This is a genomic window from Bacillus sp. NPDC094064, from assembly GCF_050279585.1.
Lineage (GTDB): Bacteria > Bacillota > Bacilli > Bacillales > Bacillaceae_G > Bacillus_A.
This window is the reverse complement of record NZ_JBNNUI010000009.1, coordinates 17,043-33,989: the sequence shown is the minus strand read 5'-3', so window position 1 is coordinate 33,989 and position 16,947 is coordinate 17,043. Positions and strand designations below refer to the sequence as shown.

Sequence of the window (16,947 nt, the reverse complement as noted above, 5' to 3'; positions counted from 1 at the left end):
AAATGAGAGATGCTAAGATGTCTAAAAAGTAATTATACAGAAAAAAGAAGCCGCATAAACGACTTCTTTTTTTATTTTAAATATTAGTTGTCATCCATTTTCAATACAGCCATGAATGCCTCTTGCGGTACTTCTACAGAACCAACAGACTTCATACGTTTTTTACCTTCTTTTTGCTTATCAAGAAGTTTACGCTTACGAGAAATGTCACCGCCGTAACATTTCGCAAGTACGTTTTTACGCATCGCCTTAATTGTAGAACGTGCTACAACTTTGTTTCCGATAGTCGCCTGAATTGGCACTTCGAACTGTTGTCTCGGAATTAATTCTTTTAATTTCTCTACGATTACTTTACCACGGTCATACGCTGAATCACGGTGTACGATAAATGATAATGCATCCACTTGTTCATTATTTAAAAGAATATCCATTTTCACAAGTTTAGACGGTTTATAACCGATTAACTCATAATCAAATGATGCATACCCTTTCGTATTTGATTTCAACTGATCGAAGAAATCATATACGATTTCTGATAATGGGATTTCATATGTTAACGTAACACGTGTTTCATCTAAATATTGCATATCAATGAACGTTCCACGTTTACCTTGGCAAATTTCCATTACAGCTCCAACATAGTCATTCGGAACCATAATTGAAGCCTTCACAAAAGGCTCTTCTACACGATCGATAGACTGTGGATCTGGCATATTAGATGGGTTATCAACAATAACATCTTCACCGTTTGTTAAATAAACTTTATAAATAACACTTGGTGCTGTTGTAATTAAATCAATCTTAAATTCACGTTCAATACGTTCTTGAATGATTTCCATGTGAAGAAGTCCTAGGAAACCACAACGGAAACCAAATCCTAACGCTTGAGATGTTTCTGGTTCAAACTCAAGGGCAGAATCGTTTAACTCTAATTTTTCTAACGCATCACGTAAGTCGTTATAACGTGCAGAATCAATCGGATATAAACCACAGAATACCATTGGGTTTAATTTACGATATCCCGCTAACGGCTCTGCAGCTGGACGTTTCGCATGTGTAATCGTATCACCAACGCGTGTGTCGCCTACGTTTTTAATAGATGCTGCTAAGAAACCTACATCACCTACTGTCAGTTCGTCACGCTGCGTTGTTTTCGGCGTGAATACACCCACTTCTGTTACTTCAAACTCTTTTCCAGTTGCCATCATACGTACTTTATCGCCAACTTTTACCGTTCCATTTACAACACGGATGTAAGCAATTACACCGCGGTATGGGTCATATAAAGAGTCGAAAATCATACATTGTAACGGATCTTCCGAATCACCTGTTGGTGCTGGTACTTTTTCAACGATTTGTTCTAAAATTTCTTCAATACCGATTCCAGCTTTTGCTGAAGCAAGTACTGCTTCTGATGCATCTAAACCAATTACATCTTCTACTTCTTGGCGCACACGTTCTGGGTCTGCACTTGGTAAGTCGATTTTATTAATAACTGGTAAAATTTCTAAATTATTATCAAGCGCTAAGTATACGTTTGCTAATGTTTGCGCTTCAATACCTTGCGCTGCATCTACTACAAGAATCGCGCCTTCACAAGCCGCTAAACTACGAGATACTTCGTACGTAAAGTCGACGTGTCCTGGTGTATCAATTAAGTGAAGAATATATTCTTCACCGTCTTTTGCTGTATAGTTTAATTGTACTGCGTTTAATTTAATTGTAATACCACGCTCACGCTCTAAATCCATAGAGTCAAGCAACTGAGCTTTCATTTCACGTTGTGTTAACGCGTTTGTTTTCTCTAAAATACGGTCTGCTAACGTTGATTTTCCGTGGTCAATATGAGCAATGATAGAGAAATTACGGATTTTGGACTGTCTTTTTGCTCTTTCTTCTTTGTTCATCTATGTTCTCAACTCCTAATAGTCTCGCCAATATACACTAGCACTGATTATATCAATAGAGCAGCAAAGATTCAATGAAAACTCGTGCTGCTTACAATACAAATCATTCTATCTATATCTTATGCGAACAAACCATAAGAGACAAACCTTTTTCAAATAAAAAAACGGCTGTCGTGCAAAACGATAAGACAACCGTTCTCTCTGCTACTCTTAGCTAAAAATCTCTTTCACTTTCCCAACAACTATATCTGTCCCAAACTTTGTCATCTCATAAGCAACACTCGCTATTGCCATACCAATTCCTTCTACGACATTAAAACTTCTTAAACTTTCTAATTGTTTTTGTTTTTCAACAGTTGAAAACGAACTTCCCGAAATTTCTGATTCAGCAGCCTCCCCTTCTGTCCCTGTCATATGAGCTATTTGTTCGTACGACAACTGCTGGTAACCCTTCATACTTTTTAAACCATGATTAGCAAGCGCCACTCCCGCTATTACCATAAGCAAGCATAAGGATGCACTACATATACATAAAAGCGCAAATCGACTTAAATCATCTCTTTCCATCAATGTGTATATGCCCCTGTATTATCTTGGTCAACTTGATGATGCAGCGCTGCATTTAAACCACTCGCTATTACATTTGCCATATCTTCTATAAAGGCATCTACCTCTTTTGGAGTCACCATTAAATTATGACCGAGGGGAGATAGCACTTCATAAATTAATTTCCTCTTCTCTTCATCTTCCAATGTACCAACAGCTCCTAAAAACATATTCCGGCTCTTTTCATCCGGCATATCTTCTTCTGTTAGTTTTTTCTTTTCTCCAAATGAAAATCCCGCAGGCAATAAAGATCTTGACGGCTTATGTCCCTCTTTCATCTCTCTTCCAAAATGCTTCAAAATAAAATCAATCGTATCACTTGTAATTGAAACAGCATCAACTACAGTTGGAACACCAATTGCGATAACAGGAATACCTAACGTTTCTTTACTTAGCTCCTTACGTTTATTCCCAACACCAGACCCGGGATGAATTCCTGTATCAGAAATTTGTATCGTGCTATTTACTCGTTCAATCGAACGGGCAGCTAGTGCATCAATTGCAATGACAAAGTCCGGCTTTGTTTTTTCAATGATTCCATAAATAACATCGCTCGTTTCAATCCCTGTAATTCCCATTACTCCCGGCCTAATTGCACTAACAGGCCTAAATCCTTCTTCCACACTTTCAGGCTGCAATTGAAACAAATGTCTCGTTACCATTACATTCTCTACAACTATCGGTCCAAGTGCATCTGGCGTTACATTCCAATTCCCAAGACCAACGATTAAACAGCTCGCTTCTTTCGTAACACCAACCTCTTCTAAAAAATAAGAAAATTCTTTTGCAAAAATACGCTCTACTTTTTGTTGCAATTCAGTATCTTGTTGGCGTATACCTTGCACCTCAAGCGTTAAATAATTTCCAGGTTTTTTACCCATCGATTCAGATGCAACTTCATCAATCGTTACTTTCGTAATTGTAATACCTTCTTCTTCCCTCTCTTTTACAATAACTCCTTGTATCCCATTTTGTTCTTCTTGACGCTCTTGCAGCATTTGGTGCGCCTCTACAGCTAGGTCAGTTCTAACACCATATTTACTTAAATCTAATGGTTCTGTCATCGTATCTCCTCCGTAATTCATAGTAAATATCGTTAGATTTCCCAAAGTTATATAAGGTCATTCTTTCCTTTACGTGAAATTTCATTGATATACTATTGCAATTCTCTTCACCGTTTGATAGAATATCACTTGTTCTATGTTATGAATCGAGTCATTCGATTGCACCAGGGAGGTGAAAAGTATGGCAAACATCAAATCTGCTATCAAACGCGCTAAACTTAGCGAAGAGCGTCGTGCACATAACGCTTCTATCAAGTCTGACATGCGTTCTGCTGTTAAAACTGTAGAAGCTTTAGTTACTAATAACGATCTTGAAAATGCTAAAGAAGCTTTCAAAACTGCTTCTAAAAAACTTGACAAAGCAGCTCGTAAAGGTCTTATCCACCAAAACGCTGCAGCTCGTCAAAAATCTCGCTTAGCGAAACAAGTAAACGCGTAAGGCGTTTAAAAAACGATCCATTTGGATCGTTTTTTTATATACAAAAAAGTCCACGTACTACGTACATGAACTTTTTTGTATCATTACATATGATTTAGCCGCATTAAGAAAAACTCAAGCACAAGTTTCTTATCCATCTTTCCCGTTTTCATACTATAATCAGCTTCCGCTAATTCTATAATAACTTTTTTTAATTCTTCAAAAGAGAAAAACTTCGTTTGATTCATCGCCAACTTTACACGATACGGATGTACACCTATATGAGACGCAATTTGGTTTTGTCCATAACCACGCTGTTGTAACTCTTTCACTTGATGTAGCAAGCGGAATTGACTCACTAATAACGCAAGCAGTTTAATCGGTTCTTCCTGTTGCGTAAATAATCCATCCAATATTTGCATCGCACCTGCGATATCCTTTTTCACCACTTTTTCTGTTAAAGCAAACACATTTTGTTCTACCGATTTTGGCACAAGTTCTGCAACAAGTTTCGGTGTAATCTCTCCACCCATACCGACGTATAACGTTAACTTGTCCATTTCCTTCGCCAACATCGTTACATTACTTCCCACAAGCTCTAGCAACAAACTCACAGCCCCATTATCAATATGCACATGCACTTCATCCGCACGGGCAACAATCCATTTCTGAACATCCTGTACTTGCATCGCATTCGCTTCTACTACATCCGCTGTTTTCTTTAGTAGTTTTGTAATTTTTTTTCGTTCATCCAGCTTTTCGTAAGGCGCAACAAAAACAAGAATAGAAAACGGAGAAGGCTCCCCAATATATTCTTCTAAAATTTTTATATTTTGTTCTAACTTTTCTTTTTGTGAAGTTAAAAATAATGGTGATTTTATTAATAACACTTTACGTTCTCCAAAAAAAGGAAGTGTACGTGCATCCTCGACCACATCTTCTAAATACGCTTCTTCCAAATCATATGTCACAACATTAAACTCGCGATCTTCCTCTTCAAGCGCTTCTGTTGTAATAAGCTTTATCGCTTCATTTATAAAAAACGCTTCCGTTCCATACAGTAAATACAACGGAGCAAACTGCTTCTTTTTAATCTTTTTATGTATATCACTCATACTTTTTCCTACTCCCTAACTTGGCAATATATATTTATACTAATGCCCTAGCTTTTGTTTTACAAGTACAAAGGAACAGGCTGTATAACCCGTCCCTTTATTTATATTAAACGCCACGCAATAAGCCCCGGGTTTCTTATTGGTGTGCGGTAATCACCTTCCCTTTATTGTTCACAATAAAAATCCGAGTATAAGTGCCAACTGTTAACATGCTTGGAAATAAAAAACTCACGTAGCTAAATGAACTACACGTAGTAAAAACACTCGATTTCTCTTCATATGGAAATTGTAGATTTTTTTCTGACAATATTTTATACTAAAGTGGAATGTTGGGGAGGGATTCTAAATGAATAATTTTGAACAAAATGTTCAAAGTAAACGCAATGACGCTATTGATTCAGGGGTAGGATTTATCGTCTCATTTGGTTTTTTCGCAACACTTTTCATTATTGCCACTGTTATTAAATTTATCGGTTCCTAAAGACTGCCACTTCATGGCAGTCTTCTCTTTTTCATCTAGTATGTGTTTCATCATATGTGATTTTACTTGTAAAGGTTCCATTTCCTCCTTTAAAAACATAGGAAATAGCACCTTGCTGATCTGTGCGCCATATTTCAATATCCATCTTCTCAAAACGCTCTATAACTTCCTTATGCGGGTGCCCATATCTATTCCGTTCTCCTACAGAAATAATCGCTACACTAGGATGTATAAGACTTAAAAAGGAGGATATAGATGACGTCTTACTCCCATGATGAGCGACTTTTAATACATCCGCCCGCAATGCAGGATAGTTTGATACTAAACGATTCTCTCCACCTTCTTCTAAATCTCCTGTAAACAACCACGTTACCCCTCCAAATTTCGCCCATATTACAATTGAGGAATCATTTTCATTAGATTCCTTTCCGTTTGGAGCTAGCACAAAAAATTCCGCTCCATTTACACTCCAGCTCTCCCCTTCCACCACTTCACTTATTTTCACTTTCTTTTCTAACGCCTTTTTCTTTAATACTTTTTCTAATATTGCATCTTGTTCTTTCCGGCCAAATACAACTTCTTTTACAGTTATATATGATAATAAATCTTGCGCAGCACCGATATGATCCGCATCTCCATGCGTTACGATTAATTTATCGATTGTTTTTACACCCTCTTTTTGTAAAAAAGGGATTAAAACATCCTTCCCAATAGAATATTCATGTTTTTTCCGTTGCCATTCTTCTTTATTGAGTTGAAGTGTTCCACCTGTATCAATAAGATAAACGCCTTTATCATACGGAAGGCGAATTAAGATTGCATCACCTTGCCCAACATCAATAAATGTAACGCTACCACTTTCACGAAAATATGGATAGGCATAATGACACGTACAAACGAAAAGAAATACCCCCACAACTATGGACACAATCCTTTTCGACATTCCCCTTTCCCAAACTATCAATATACTAACAATAATTACACAATATACAGCTACAAGAAGTATAGGTGTTTGTCCAAAAACAAGTCGAGTAAACGGTAGACTTTCACAGTAACTTAGAAAATCATTAGAAATATTCAGCCCTATTGATAGTACATTCGCAAGTCCTTTTGCGAAAAATGGGATAATCGGCATACAAATCAAAATAATAATGCTACATGGCAATACAATTATAGATAAAAACGGAACGTATAGGAGGTTGAGTAAAATACTATATGGAGAAAAATAACCGAAGTGATATAACAAAATTGGAGTACTAACGAGCTGTGAGATGATAGAGATGTAAATCGAGTTTCGGATTACTCCGTTGCTACTCCCTAATAATAACGGAGCAGATAAAAGTAAAGCAAAACTACCTACAAAAGAAAACTGAAATCCAATATTAAAAACAAGATACGGATCATATATAAGCATACATATAGCCGTTACACTTAAAGCATCTAAGCTAGATATGCGAATAGAACACATGGAAGCGATTAGCAACAAAACCCCGGTTATAGACGCTCTTATAACAGAAGGTGACGCCCCTGCTAAAATCATATACAAAGGAATACATACGATAAGACATACCGTTGCTATCTCTCTCGTCACACCACTTCTCAGCAAAACAAAGTATACAATTACCATTAACAATACAATATGCGAACCTGAAATCGCCAATAAATGCACAAGTCCAAATTGTTGGTACTGCTCTTCAACCTCAAACGCCATTTGTTGTCTATCACCAAACAATAATGCATTCATAAAAGCACCTGATTGCTCTGGGAACATTTCATTAACTCCCGAGATTGCTTGCTGTCTCAAAAGAAGAATCCATTGCATGAGTGACAATGATGTTTTATGACATTCAGAAATATTTGTAGCATCAAATATGAAATGAATATTTTGCTTATATAAATAATCACGGTAATTAAAACCGTGAAAATTCCTGGCTGTTTGTGGTTCTTTCCTCTCACCTTTGAATACACATGACACCCCTGCATATAATTGTTGCAATTGTTTCTTTTCTAAGGGTGATTTAATTTTGTAACTTAACTGCACTATATTTTCATACTGATCTTCAACTTGAAATGATAGACGATCGCCATTAATAAGAGGTGTGCTTTGTATCACTCCTCTTGTAACTTCGTAGGACTCTCCTAGAGGCTTGTTTACCCCTTGAATATAGGAAGTGTGCATAGCGCCACTAAAACACGCTATCACGCATAAAAAGAAGGTTTTACGCGAAGTACGATATAAACAAAATAAAACATAGAAAACTAGACAACAACTGATCAACAAAGACGATGTGGAAAAGGTAGTTGCAATCCCCATCACAAAAGAGATTGCAACATAGCCCCATTGCCCATGCAACTCATACTCACTCCTTATAGCATCATTTTTGCTTTCGTGAATACATGCTGTAATTCTTCCAATGATAAGCTCTCTTTTTCTAAAGATGCAAATAGTTCTTTTAACTCCATATGACGCTTTTGTTCCTCTAGCGCTGCAATATCATATTCTAGCGGAACGTGCTTCACTGTTACATTCGCTTTTTCAAATAACTCTACGGCATACGGATGGTTTTTATAATCCTGTGCATAATAAACTGCTGTAATACCGCTTTGAATAATTGCCTTACAGCATTGTAAACAAGGGAAATGCGTTACGTAAATTTCCGCTTCCTCCGTTTTCACACCAAACTTTGCACATTGTAACAAAGCATTCATCTCGGCATGAATTGTACGAACACAATGATTATCAATCACGTAGCACCCATCATCTATACAATGTACGCCACCTTTAATTGAACCATTATATCCACCAGCAATAATTCGTTTATCACGAACGATTGTCGCCCCTACCGCCAGCCTTGTACATGTACTACGTAAAGATAGCAGATGGCTTTGTGTCATAAAATATTGATCCCATGAAATTCGTTCCATATTTTTCACCTTCTTTTTTGTCTACTTGTAGTGTAGCGAAAGAAGAAAAACTTCGTCAATCTTTTACGGAATAATAATTTGATCTTTTATTTTTTCCAGAGACTTCGCCCCAATCCCATCAATCTCTAATAAATCTTCTATTTTCTGGAACGGACCATGTTCCTCTCGATATTTCAAAATACTTTCTGCTTTTCGGGAACCGATGCCTGTAATTTTTTCAAGTTGTTCTTTAGAAGCTGCATTTATTTGAACTTTCCCCTCTCCCTTTGAGACAGCAGCTATTTCTTGCACTTGTTCATTTTTATTCGGTACATAAAGGATCATTTGGTCTTGTACCATTTGCGCTAAGTTCACCTTATTCCTATCTGCTTCTGGCAAAAAACCGCCTGCCTTTTCAATAGCATCCTTGACCCGGTCCCCTACTTTCATTTCATACACTCCCTCTTTAGCGACAGCCCCTTTCATATCAATTACAATTATTTTTTTCTGCTCTTTTGTATCCGATATTTTCTGTTTACCTTTTTTCTCTATCTCTTTCGCTTGAACATCCGTTGCAATTACTGGCCCTTCTGTATGCTGGTTCGTTTTCCAGAAAAAAAGAAAAAGTGCACTTACAATAACAACTACTAATCCCAACCACTTTTTTGGAAAATCCCACATCATTTTACACCTCTAATCATAAATTTATAACATCATTCATATTGTTTAGGAGAGAGCCGTTACGAAGGAGGGATGAAACATTGAACATAGGAATTATAGGGACAGGAAACATGGGGAATATACTAATCGATGCATTTTTAGAAACCCGTGCTGTCAAACCTTCGTGCCTTACGATCATTAACCGAACGCCCGCCAAAGCATATCATATAAAGGAAAAATACCCTTCTGTTCATATAGCAAAAACTATCGATCAGGTAATCGAACAATCTCATCTTATTTTTATTTGCGTAAAACCGATAGATATATACCCTATCCTACAAAAATATGCTGAACATTTTTCTGATGAAAAGTGCTTAGTTTCTATCACAAGTCCAATATCTCCATCACAATTAGAGACACTTGTACCATGCCACGTCGCACGTATTATTCCGAGCATTACAAACCGCGCCTTATCTGGCGCATCATTATTTACATTCGGGAGTAAATGCTCTAAAGAGTGGCAACAAAAACTACTGCTTCTATTCAAAAATATTTCTACTCCCCTTGTAATAGAAGAAGATATAACTCGCGTTTCATCTGATATAGCAAGCTGCGGTCCTGCATTTTTTAGTTACTTATTACAATGTTTCATTAACGCTGCTGTAGATAAAACAAATATTACACATGAGGAAGCCACTACTTTAGTAAGTGAAATGGTCATTGGAATGGGGAAATTGCTTGAAAAGGAAATCTTTACATTACCTACTTTACAAGAAAAGGTATGTGTGAAAGGCGGTGTTACAGGAGAAGGTATTCGTGTTTTAGAAGAACATGTTGGGGATATGTTTCATAAATTGATCGAACGGACACACGAGAAATTTGATGAGGATTTAAAATGCGTTGATCAGCAATTCAATAAGCACACATAATAAATACGTCACCGTTATTCCAAATCCTTTTTATAAATGATTACTTTTTTTATACTACACACCTACTCACACGATTATTTTCACACTTTATGCATATCATCTTCGTATAATTCTAGATCAAAAATTACATCTTCTTTACAAAACAAAAGCAACCTTCTCGGTTGCTTTTGTTTTATCCGTTTTTCTTCGCCATGAAGAAAATACGCTCTGTTTGTTCTGTGACTTCAAGTCGCTCAAAGTCACCCGTCACGCGAAGCACTGTGAAACCAGCCTCTTCAAGCCATTCCGTCAACTCTTCAACCTGATATGCACGTTGCACGTGACATTCGTCAAAACGATGGTACACATCTTCTTCTGGATCTTGAACAAAGAATGTTAAATCATGCTCTACACTATTTGATTCTTCACCAGGGAAGCAATTCCAAATAAGAGATATTTCTTCTCCATTTACTGTGTATGTTTCATTTTGAAATACATGATGTATTTTATATAAAGAATGTACATCAAATAAAAACAAACCATCTTGACGTAAATGGTGAAACACTCTTCGAAACGTTTCTTTTACCCCATCTTCTTGCAATACATAATTTAATGAATCGCAAAAGATAGTTACACAGTCAAACTCACCTGGAACATCAAGCTCTCGCATGTCTTGTTGATAAAAAGGAATAAAGTATCCCTCTCCTCCTAACTTTTGCTGAGCAACTGTTAACATTTCTTCTGAAAGATCGACACCTATTAAATCGTAACCCTTTTGTACAAGCGGAAGGGTTACATTACCAGTACCGCATGCTACGTCAAGAATCTTTGCCTCTTTCATATCCGCTTGCTGCAGGCTTTCCTCTGTGAATTCTACCCATTTTTCATAAGGGACATCATTCATTAGTTCGTCGTACAACAGTGCAAATTGTTCGTATTTCATTGGTCTAGCTCGTCTGTAATATCTTCACGTGGCACATCGCCCCATAGACGCTCTAAATTATAGTGGTTACGTTCATCCTTATGGAATACATGAGCAACTACATCTCCAAGATCAACTAATACCCAACGAGCTTCGTCAAAACCTTCCATACGTTGTACGTCGATTTGGAACTCGTGTGCTTTTGATTTAATTTCACGTGCAATTGCTTGCACTTGTTTATCTGAGTTACCGTGACAAATAATGAAATAATCTGCAATTGGTGAAATACCTTGCATATTTAGGACAACCATATCTTCTGCTCTCTTATCATCAGCTGCTTTCGCTGCTAATACTAATAAATCTTTATCTTTCATCTAGTAATTTCCTCCTTGATAACTGCATTATATGTTTGGAATGTTAATGGATAAATCGTCTGATTTTTTTCCATTAAAAATTGAATTGTTCGCTTTAAAGCAAATAATAAAGCTTGGTTTATATCCGTATATGCGAGTTTACGAGCTTCTTCCACCCCAGGAAACTTTCGCCCAGGCTCAATGTAATCAGCTACATAAATCACTTTATCTAACATCGTCATTTTTTCATGACCACTTGTATGATATGTAATAGCTTGCAAAATTTCAGAATCCGTAATGCCTACTTCTTTTTCTACTAAGTATGCCCCAACAGGTGCATGCCATAACTCTTTGTTATAACAAAGTAGATCTTTCGGCAAATGTTCACGTTTAATAATCTCTTCCATTTCTGAAATCGCTCTACATTTCGCATAATCATGGAATATAGCTGCCATCTCTGCCTTTTTTTCATCCACACCGTATAACTTAGCGAGCTCAATCGCTGTCTCCATTACACCAATTGTGTGTATATAACGTTTTTCATGCATTTGTTGTTTGACAATATGAAGTGCATTCTCACGATTCATACAACCCATTCCTCTCGATATATACCTGTACTTTTTCAGGAAGTAAATATTTACATGTTTTCTTCTCTTTATATCTCTCACGTAATAAAGATGAAGAAACTGCAAACTCCGGAATTTCCACCGTGGTGATATTATAAGGCGTATGCAATGTATAACCAGGTCTTGCAACCCCAACAAACGTCACAAGATCGAGTAACGCTTCAATGTTATACCACTTCGGTAAATACTCAACCATATCTCCACCAATAATAAAGTGAAACTGCACATCCGGATACTTCTTCGTCAATTGTAACATAGTGTCATATGTATAAGATGGGCCCTTCCTATTCAGCTCTTCTAAACAAATAGAAAAGTGTGTTTCTACCTCAGTCGCAAGCTCTAACATATGTAAGCGACTTTCTACACTTGTAATATTCCGCCCTTGTTTATGCGGTGGAATTTGGTTTGGCAAGAACCATACCTCTTCCAAATTCAAAGCGTGATACACTTCATTCGCAATTAGTAAATGTCCATAATGAGGCGGGTCAAATGTACCGCCAATAATGCCAATTTTTCTCAAAAGAAACGCCCCTTCCTTTTACATACAGTAACTCTCTTCATTCCTATCCGAAGAGAGTTCACTGTTAATAAAAGTTCAATTGGTTTCGCTCTCTACATCATTACGCACCAGCGATAAAAGTAGCGCATGCTAACCTTTTTATCGAGGAAGCTTAATTTGTTTATTTTCTCTTGATTCTTTATATAACACAATTGTACTTCCGATTACTTGAACGATTTCAGCACGTGCACCTTTTGCAAGTTCTTCTGCAACTTCACGGCGATCAAATTCACAGTTTTGTAGCACACTTACTTTAAATAACTCACGAGCTTCTAAAGTATCTGCGATTTGTTGAATCATATTTTCATTTACTCCGCCTTTTCCTACTTGAAAAATTGGTGTTAAATGATGTGCTTGTGCACGTAAAAATCTTTTTTGTTTTCCTGTTAACATATATGTTAGCCTCCAAGCTTTTTTATAACTAATTGTTTCATTCTCTCAATATTTGGTACACGCCCTGTCCACATTTCAAATGCAAGTGCCCCTTGATAAACAAACATATCAATACCATTTTGAATAATCGCACCTTGCTCTTTTGCCTCACATAAAATTTTCGTTTCAAATGGATTATAAATTATATCTGATACAATCGTTCCTTTTTTTAACGAGCAAATTTGTAATGGCGTATGTTCGACGTACGGATGCATACCTATTGTTGTTGTCTGAATGATAATATCATAATTCCCTTGTTCCTCTGTTGCTTCTTCTAACGATAAAGCAGCAGAAGTAACATGAGCCGCACATGCAGCAATAAGTTCTTTCGCCTTATCTACTGTACGATTGGCTACATCAATCTTTTTCACGCCTACATCAGCAAGAGAAAAATAAATAGCTCGACTAGCACCACCTGCGCCAAGTAATAAAATACGTTTCTCTTGAAGTGGTTCACTACTAATGGACTGCAGGGCTCGAACAAAACCAATTCCATCTGTATTGTAGCCAATTAATTTCCCATCTTTATGAACCACTGTATTTACTGCACCGATTTGCATTGCTAATGGATCAATCTCATCCAAATACTCCATAATAGCAACTTTGTGCGGGGTTGTTACATTAAATCCTGAAATACCTAATGCTTTTAAACCTTTTACTGCTTCCCCTAGCACTTCTTCTTCAACAAGAAATGCATGATAATGGGCATCCATATTCAAGTGTTCAAATGCATCGTTATGCATAACGGGTGATAATGAATGTCCAATTGGATTTCCGATTACACCATATAATTGTTTCATAAATCCCTCTCCACATTAAATTAAAGATTTACGCAATGAAACACTTACTCCTTTTGGTACGTGTGCAACAATTTTTGCTCCTGGTTCGTTCACAGTAACCCATCCTAATCCAGAAAATACAACATCCGTTTTTGGTTCACGAATATTAAACTCGTATTTCACTAGTTCAGGCATATTTGCTAATTCTTCTGGTGTTGGCGGGCTTAGTAAATCTCCAGCATGATTTTTATACAATTCGTCTGCTTTCTCAAGCTTTGTACGATGGATTGTTAAACGATTTGAGAAGTGACAAGTAAACGCACGACGACCACCACTTACATAATCAAAACGTGCCAATCCGCTAAAGAATAACGTTTGTTCTTCATTTAATTGGAACACCATTGGTTTAATTTCTTTTGTTGGTGTAATAAGCTTTAAGCTTTGTTTTCCAACATAATGAGCCATTTGATGGTGATTAATAATACCTGGCGTATCATATAAAGAAGATTCTTCGTCTAATGGAATATCAATTAAATCAAGTGTTGTTCCTGGGAAATGAGATGTTGTAATTACATTTTCAGTCTCATCACTAAATTCTTTAATCATACGATTAATAAATGTTGATTTTCCTACATTTGTACATCCAACAACATAAACATCTTTACCACCGCGATAATACTCAATAGCATCCGCAAGCTCAGCAATCCCTTGTCCCTTCGCTGCACTAATTAAAAAGACATCTTCTGGCTTTAATCCTAGCTGCTTTGCACTATATCGCATCCAATGCTTTACTTTATCATGTTTTACTGACTTAGGAATTAAATCCGCTTTATTTCCAACAAGTAATACTTTATTATTTCCTACGAAACGATGTAAACCAGGTAACCAGCTACCATTAAAATCAAAAATGTCTACAATCTTAACTACTAGTGCATCCGATTTTCCAATTCCATTTAAAATACGTAGGAAGTCATCATCCGTTAATGATACATCTTGAATTTCATTGTAATGCTTCAAGCGAAAACAACGTTGACAAATCACTTGTTCTTTCTCTAAAGATGAAGTAGGAGCATATCCCACTTCATTTTTATTTTCTGTTTGAATTTCTACACCGCAACCAATACATTTAATTGTTTCAGTCAAACTTTATTCCTCCCAGTTAATTAAACCTTTTTTCTTCATATTTCTCATAATTCTTCGTTCGATTTTTCGATTAAAGCGCGTCACTAACCCGTCCGTTTGTGCTACTGGTACAACTAAAATTGTATGAAGTCCCACTCGATTTCCACCAAGCACATCCGTTAGTAATTGATCCCCAATCACTACAACTTCATCTGGTTGTAAACTCATCTCTTGTATCGCACGCTTAAATGCGCGAACAAATGGTTTACGAGCGCTATGAATAAATGGAATACCTAATGGGTCAGCAAAGTCTTTCACTCGTTGTTCATTATTATTTGAAACGACTGTTACTTGGATGCCTTGCTCTTTCATTTTCAAAAACCACTCTTCAAGTTGTGGCGTCGCATTTGGACGATCCCATTCAATTAACGTGTTATCTAAATCTGTAATAATGCCTTTAATTCCACGCTTTTTCAAATCTTCTGGTTGAACATGATATACATTTTTCACATATTCATTTGGTAAAAATAACTTCAATTTCTTTCACCTCTTTGAGGAGTTTTCATAAAATTTTTCGACAACATTTTTCGATATATAACCTGTGGATAAAATTGTACACATTTTCCACGTTAATTTTTCAGTTAATTTGGAATTTACTAACAATCTATACACACTTTATCCACCTAGCTATGTGGATAACCCCTTGTTTGTGACTGTCATATTTTTTTGGTACATTAAATGCAACAACGAATCAATCCTTATATTATTAGGAGGTGACTCACCTTGAAAACAAAACATATGGAACAGTTATCTACTGAGTTACTCACTGAGTCTTATTATAAAGCAAAAGAACTAAAATTAAATCCCGACTTCATTTTACTTATAAAACAAGAAATTATTAGACGCTCATTAGAGGACAAGCTTGTCAAAACGTCTTGATTACATATAAAGTGATAACTTTAATCAATCCGCACCTGTAAAAAGAGCCATCCTGCGATGGCTCTCGAATAAACAAGTACTCCCATCTAGGGGGCCTTCATCATTAAGCATCTTTGTCCATAACTCTCACTTATGGTTATAACGTCTTTACTTATGAGCTAATCGAGTAGCAATCTTTTCACCAAGACGAAGTTCTTGTCCACTCTTCAATTCCTGCACTACTTCTATCATATCTTTTTCAAACAATAACACAACTGTTGAACCAAATGTAAAGTATGCCATTTCTTCACCTTTTTGAACAGTACTTCTTTCATGCAAAAGCTCAATACTATTCACAAACATAGCACCTACTTTTACAAGCGCCATATGCTCGCCATCACTATTCACTTCTGTAACAGAACGATAGTTTTTTGACAGCGGTTCTTTCCCATATTCCATACCCGCAGCATTTACCGGGTACGATTTCCTACCGAGTACAAATCTTTCAGTCACAGAACCAGAAAGCGGACTATGAATACGATGATAATGACTTGGGCTCAAATAAATAACCATATATGTACCGCCTGCATATCGCTTTGCACGTTCTTCATTACCTAGCATATCCACAATTGAATAACGCTTACCTTTAATATCAAATGTTTTTGTATCCTCAATCGGACCGTGATCAGCAAAAACACCATCAACAGGGCTAACGATACTCGATGCATCTGTATCAATACTACGCTTTCCTTCTTTTAGCCTACGCGTAAATAATTCATGCAATGTTCTATATTCCTTCAAACCCTTTTCCATCTCATCTTGATTAAGTTGAAAAACTTTCGCATATGATGGAATAATAATAGAACTCAAACGAGATTGTGCAAATTTACGTAATATATAAGAAGTAAAGCGACCATTTGTAAGTTCGATCATAAGTCGATATAATGTACGTCGCAAATTGCGAAACCTCCTAATCAGTCTATAACTTTAGTTTCCCCTTCTTGTCTTTCTATATCATATGTAAAATTGGTTCTTATTTCCATATATCATATAGAAAACTAAGTATGGTATTATTCTTAAATTGTTTAGCACCTTCTAATATTACAGATAGAATCCTTCATTTTCAACAGTGAACATGCATTTCTTCTTATCACAACTCGTTTTCTTTCCTTA

At 36.5% G+C, this 16,947-nt stretch carries 20 protein-coding genes; 4 read left to right on the top strand and 16 right to left on the bottom strand.

Annotation, left to right across the window (positions count from 1 at the left end):
• Positions 1–83: 83 nt before the first annotated feature.
• The 3 genes from lepA to gpr form a co-directional block, all read right to left on the bottom strand.
• The gene (gene lepA, locus ACQKNI_RS19550; protein WP_060632314.1) at positions 84–1,907 is read right to left on the bottom strand and encodes an elongation factor 4; all 1,824 of its coding nucleotides are present in this window, start codon (positions 1,905–1,907) and stop codon (positions 84–86) included.
• Between the two features lie 210 nt (positions 1,908–2,117).
• A complete protein-coding gene (locus ACQKNI_RS19545; protein WP_373605062.1) occupies positions 2,118–2,474 on the bottom strand; it encodes a YqxA family protein in 357 nt (118 codons plus the stop codon).
• The gene (gene gpr / locus ACQKNI_RS19540; RefSeq protein ID WP_088230874.1) at positions 2,474–3,577 is read right to left on the bottom strand and encodes a GPR endopeptidase; all 1,104 of its coding nucleotides are present in this window, start codon (positions 3,575–3,577) and stop codon (positions 2,474–2,476) included. The genes ACQKNI_RS19545 and gpr overlap by 1 nt, the downstream gene beginning before the upstream one ends.
• 181 nt (positions 3,578–3,758) lie before the next feature.
• On the opposite strand from gpr, the gene rpsT reads away from it, so the two are divergent.
• A complete protein-coding gene (gene rpsT / locus ACQKNI_RS19535; RefSeq protein WP_001274011.1) occupies positions 3,759–4,016 on the top strand; it encodes a 30S ribosomal protein S20 in 258 nt (85 codons plus the stop codon).
• An 83-nt stretch (positions 4,017–4,099) separates the two neighbouring features.
• Here rpsT and holA read toward each other — a convergent pair whose 3' ends face one another.
• Positions 4,100–5,110: a DNA polymerase III subunit delta gene (gene holA, locus ACQKNI_RS19530; protein WP_088230873.1), complete on the bottom strand. Its 1,011-nt coding sequence runs from the start codon at positions 5,108–5,110 to the stop codon at positions 4,100–4,102.
• 346 nt (positions 5,111–5,456) lie between these two features.
• On the opposite strand from holA, the gene ACQKNI_RS19525 reads away from it, so the two are divergent.
• Entirely contained in the window at positions 5,457–5,591 is a 135-nt protein-coding gene (locus ACQKNI_RS19525; RefSeq protein WP_001058627.1) for a YqzM family protein, read from the top strand.
• 31 nt (positions 5,592–5,622) lie between these two features.
• Here the strand turns inward: ACQKNI_RS19525 and ACQKNI_RS19520 are convergent, their stop codons facing one another.
• The 3 genes from ACQKNI_RS19520 to ACQKNI_RS19510 all read right to left on the bottom strand — a co-directional run bounded on the left by ACQKNI_RS19520 (position 5,623) and on the right by ACQKNI_RS19510 (position 9,179).
• Entirely contained in the window at positions 5,623–7,944 is a 2,322-nt protein-coding gene (locus ACQKNI_RS19520; protein ID WP_088230872.1) for a DNA internalization-related competence protein ComEC/Rec2, read from the bottom strand.
• Positions 7,945–7,958: 14 nt separating this feature from the next.
• Positions 7,959–8,516, bottom strand: a complete 558-nt coding sequence (locus tag ACQKNI_RS19515) for a ComE operon protein 2 (RefSeq protein WP_088230871.1) — start codon at positions 8,514–8,516, stop codon at positions 7,959–7,961.
• Between the two features lie 63 nt (positions 8,517–8,579).
• The gene (locus ACQKNI_RS19510; RefSeq protein ID WP_098252976.1) at positions 8,580–9,179 is read right to left on the bottom strand and encodes a helix-hairpin-helix domain-containing protein; all 600 of its coding nucleotides are present in this window, start codon (positions 9,177–9,179) and stop codon (positions 8,580–8,582) included.
• A gap of 77 nt (positions 9,180–9,256) precedes the next feature.
• On the opposite strand from ACQKNI_RS19510, the gene comER reads away from it, so the two are divergent.
• On the top strand, positions 9,257–10,084 hold the full coding sequence (gene comER, locus ACQKNI_RS19505; protein WP_098252975.1) for a late competence protein ComER: 828 nt from the start codon (positions 9,257–9,259) through the stop codon (positions 10,082–10,084).
• A gap of 172 nt (positions 10,085–10,256) precedes the next feature.
• Here the strand turns inward: comER and ACQKNI_RS19500 are convergent, their stop codons facing one another.
• The 8 genes from ACQKNI_RS19500 to ACQKNI_RS19465 all read right to left on the bottom strand — a co-directional run bounded on the left by ACQKNI_RS19500 (position 10,257) and on the right by ACQKNI_RS19465 (position 15,393).
• Positions 10,257–11,006 (bottom strand): class I SAM-dependent methyltransferase, encoded by a 750-nt coding sequence (locus ACQKNI_RS19500; protein WP_098252974.1) that lies wholly within the window; start codon positions 11,004–11,006, stop codon positions 10,257–10,259.
• Entirely contained in the window at positions 11,003–11,359 is a 357-nt protein-coding gene (gene rsfS / locus ACQKNI_RS19495; RefSeq protein ID WP_000653203.1) for a ribosome silencing factor, read from the bottom strand. Before rsfS ends, ACQKNI_RS19500 begins: the two co-directional genes overlap by 4 nt.
• Positions 11,356–11,925, bottom strand: coding sequence for a bis(5'-nucleosyl)-tetraphosphatase (symmetrical) YqeK (gene yqeK, locus ACQKNI_RS19490; protein WP_088230867.1), 570 nt, complete (start codon positions 11,923–11,925; stop codon positions 11,356–11,358). Before yqeK ends, rsfS begins: the two co-directional genes overlap by 4 nt.
• Positions 11,915–12,484, bottom strand: coding sequence for a nicotinate-nucleotide adenylyltransferase (gene nadD / locus ACQKNI_RS19485; RefSeq protein ID WP_088230866.1), 570 nt, complete (start codon positions 12,482–12,484; stop codon positions 11,915–11,917). The genes yqeK and nadD overlap by 11 nt, the downstream gene beginning before the upstream one ends.
• A 138-nt stretch (positions 12,485–12,622) precedes the next feature.
• Positions 12,623–12,916: a ribosome assembly RNA-binding protein YhbY gene (gene yhbY / locus ACQKNI_RS19480; protein WP_088230865.1), complete on the bottom strand. Its 294-nt coding sequence runs from the start codon at positions 12,914–12,916 to the stop codon at positions 12,623–12,625.
• 5 nt (positions 12,917–12,921) lie between these two features.
• On the bottom strand, positions 12,922–13,755 hold the full coding sequence (gene aroE / locus ACQKNI_RS19475) for a shikimate dehydrogenase (protein ID WP_088230864.1): 834 nt from the start codon (positions 13,753–13,755) through the stop codon (positions 12,922–12,924).
• A 15-nt stretch (positions 13,756–13,770) separates the two neighbouring features.
• Positions 13,771–14,877 carry a ribosome biogenesis GTPase YqeH gene (gene yqeH, locus ACQKNI_RS19470; RefSeq protein WP_000140807.1) on the bottom strand — a complete coding sequence of 369 codons (1,107 nt, stop codon included), beginning with the start codon at positions 14,875–14,877 and terminating at the stop codon, positions 13,771–13,773.
• Between the two features lie 3 nt (positions 14,878–14,880).
• Positions 14,881–15,393 carry a YqeG family HAD IIIA-type phosphatase gene (locus ACQKNI_RS19465; protein ID WP_000765302.1) on the bottom strand — a complete coding sequence of 171 codons (513 nt, stop codon included), beginning with the start codon at positions 15,391–15,393 and terminating at the stop codon, positions 14,881–14,883.
• A 246-nt stretch (positions 15,394–15,639) separates the two neighbouring features.
• On the opposite strand from ACQKNI_RS19465, the gene ACQKNI_RS19460 reads away from it, so the two are divergent.
• Positions 15,640–15,795 (top strand): sporulation histidine kinase inhibitor Sda, encoded by a 156-nt coding sequence (locus ACQKNI_RS19460; RefSeq protein WP_140417369.1) that lies wholly within the window; start codon positions 15,640–15,642, stop codon positions 15,793–15,795.
• 147 nt (positions 15,796–15,942) lie between these two features.
• On the opposite strand, the gene ACQKNI_RS19455 is transcribed toward ACQKNI_RS19460, so the two are convergent.
• Complete coding sequence (locus ACQKNI_RS19455; protein ID WP_088230863.1) at positions 15,943–16,731, bottom strand: phosphatidylserine decarboxylase; 789 nt, start codon at positions 16,729–16,731, stop codon at positions 15,943–15,945.
• Positions 16,732–16,947: the final 216 nt, after the last annotated feature.

Excerpts from the sequence above, each read along its gene's own strand:
- lepA (WP_060632314.1), bottom strand. The coding sequence starts at position 1,907 with ATGAACAAAGAAGAAAGAGCAAAAAGACAGTCCAAAATCCGTAATTTC.
- ACQKNI_RS19545 (WP_373605062.1), bottom strand. The coding sequence starts at position 2,474 with ATGGAAAGAGATGATTTAAGTCGATTTGCGCTTTTATGTATATGTAGT.
- gpr (WP_088230874.1), bottom strand. The coding sequence starts at position 3,577 with ATGACAGAACCATTAGATTTAAGTAAATATGGTGTTAGAACTGACCTA.
- rpsT (WP_001274011.1), top strand. The coding sequence starts at position 3,759 with ATGGCAAACATCAAATCTGCTATCAAACGCGCTAAACTTAGCGAAGAG.
- holA (WP_088230873.1), bottom strand. The coding sequence starts at position 5,110 with ATGAGTGATATACATAAAAAGATTAAAAAGAAGCAGTTTGCTCCGTTG.
- ACQKNI_RS19525 (WP_001058627.1), top strand. The coding sequence starts at position 5,457 with ATGAATAATTTTGAACAAAATGTTCAAAGTAAACGCAATGACGCTATT.
- ACQKNI_RS19515 (WP_088230871.1), bottom strand. The coding sequence starts at position 8,516 with ATGGAACGAATTTCATGGGATCAATATTTTATGACACAAAGCCATCTG.
- ACQKNI_RS19510 (WP_098252976.1), bottom strand. The coding sequence starts at position 9,179 with ATGATGTGGGATTTTCCAAAAAAGTGGTTGGGATTAGTAGTTGTTATT.
- ACQKNI_RS19500 (WP_098252974.1), bottom strand. The coding sequence starts at position 11,006 with ATGAAATACGAACAATTTGCACTGTTGTACGACGAACTAATGAATGAT.
- rsfS (WP_000653203.1), bottom strand. The coding sequence starts at position 11,359 with ATGAAAGATAAAGATTTATTAGTATTAGCAGCGAAAGCAGCTGATGAT.
- yqeK (WP_088230867.1), bottom strand. The coding sequence starts at position 11,925 with ATGAATCGTGAGAATGCACTTCATATTGTCAAACAACAAATGCATGAA.
- yhbY (WP_088230865.1), bottom strand. The coding sequence starts at position 12,916 with ATGTTAACAGGAAAACAAAAAAGATTTTTACGTGCACAAGCACATCAT.
- aroE (WP_088230864.1), bottom strand. The coding sequence starts at position 13,755 with ATGAAACAATTATATGGTGTAATCGGAAATCCAATTGGACATTCATTA.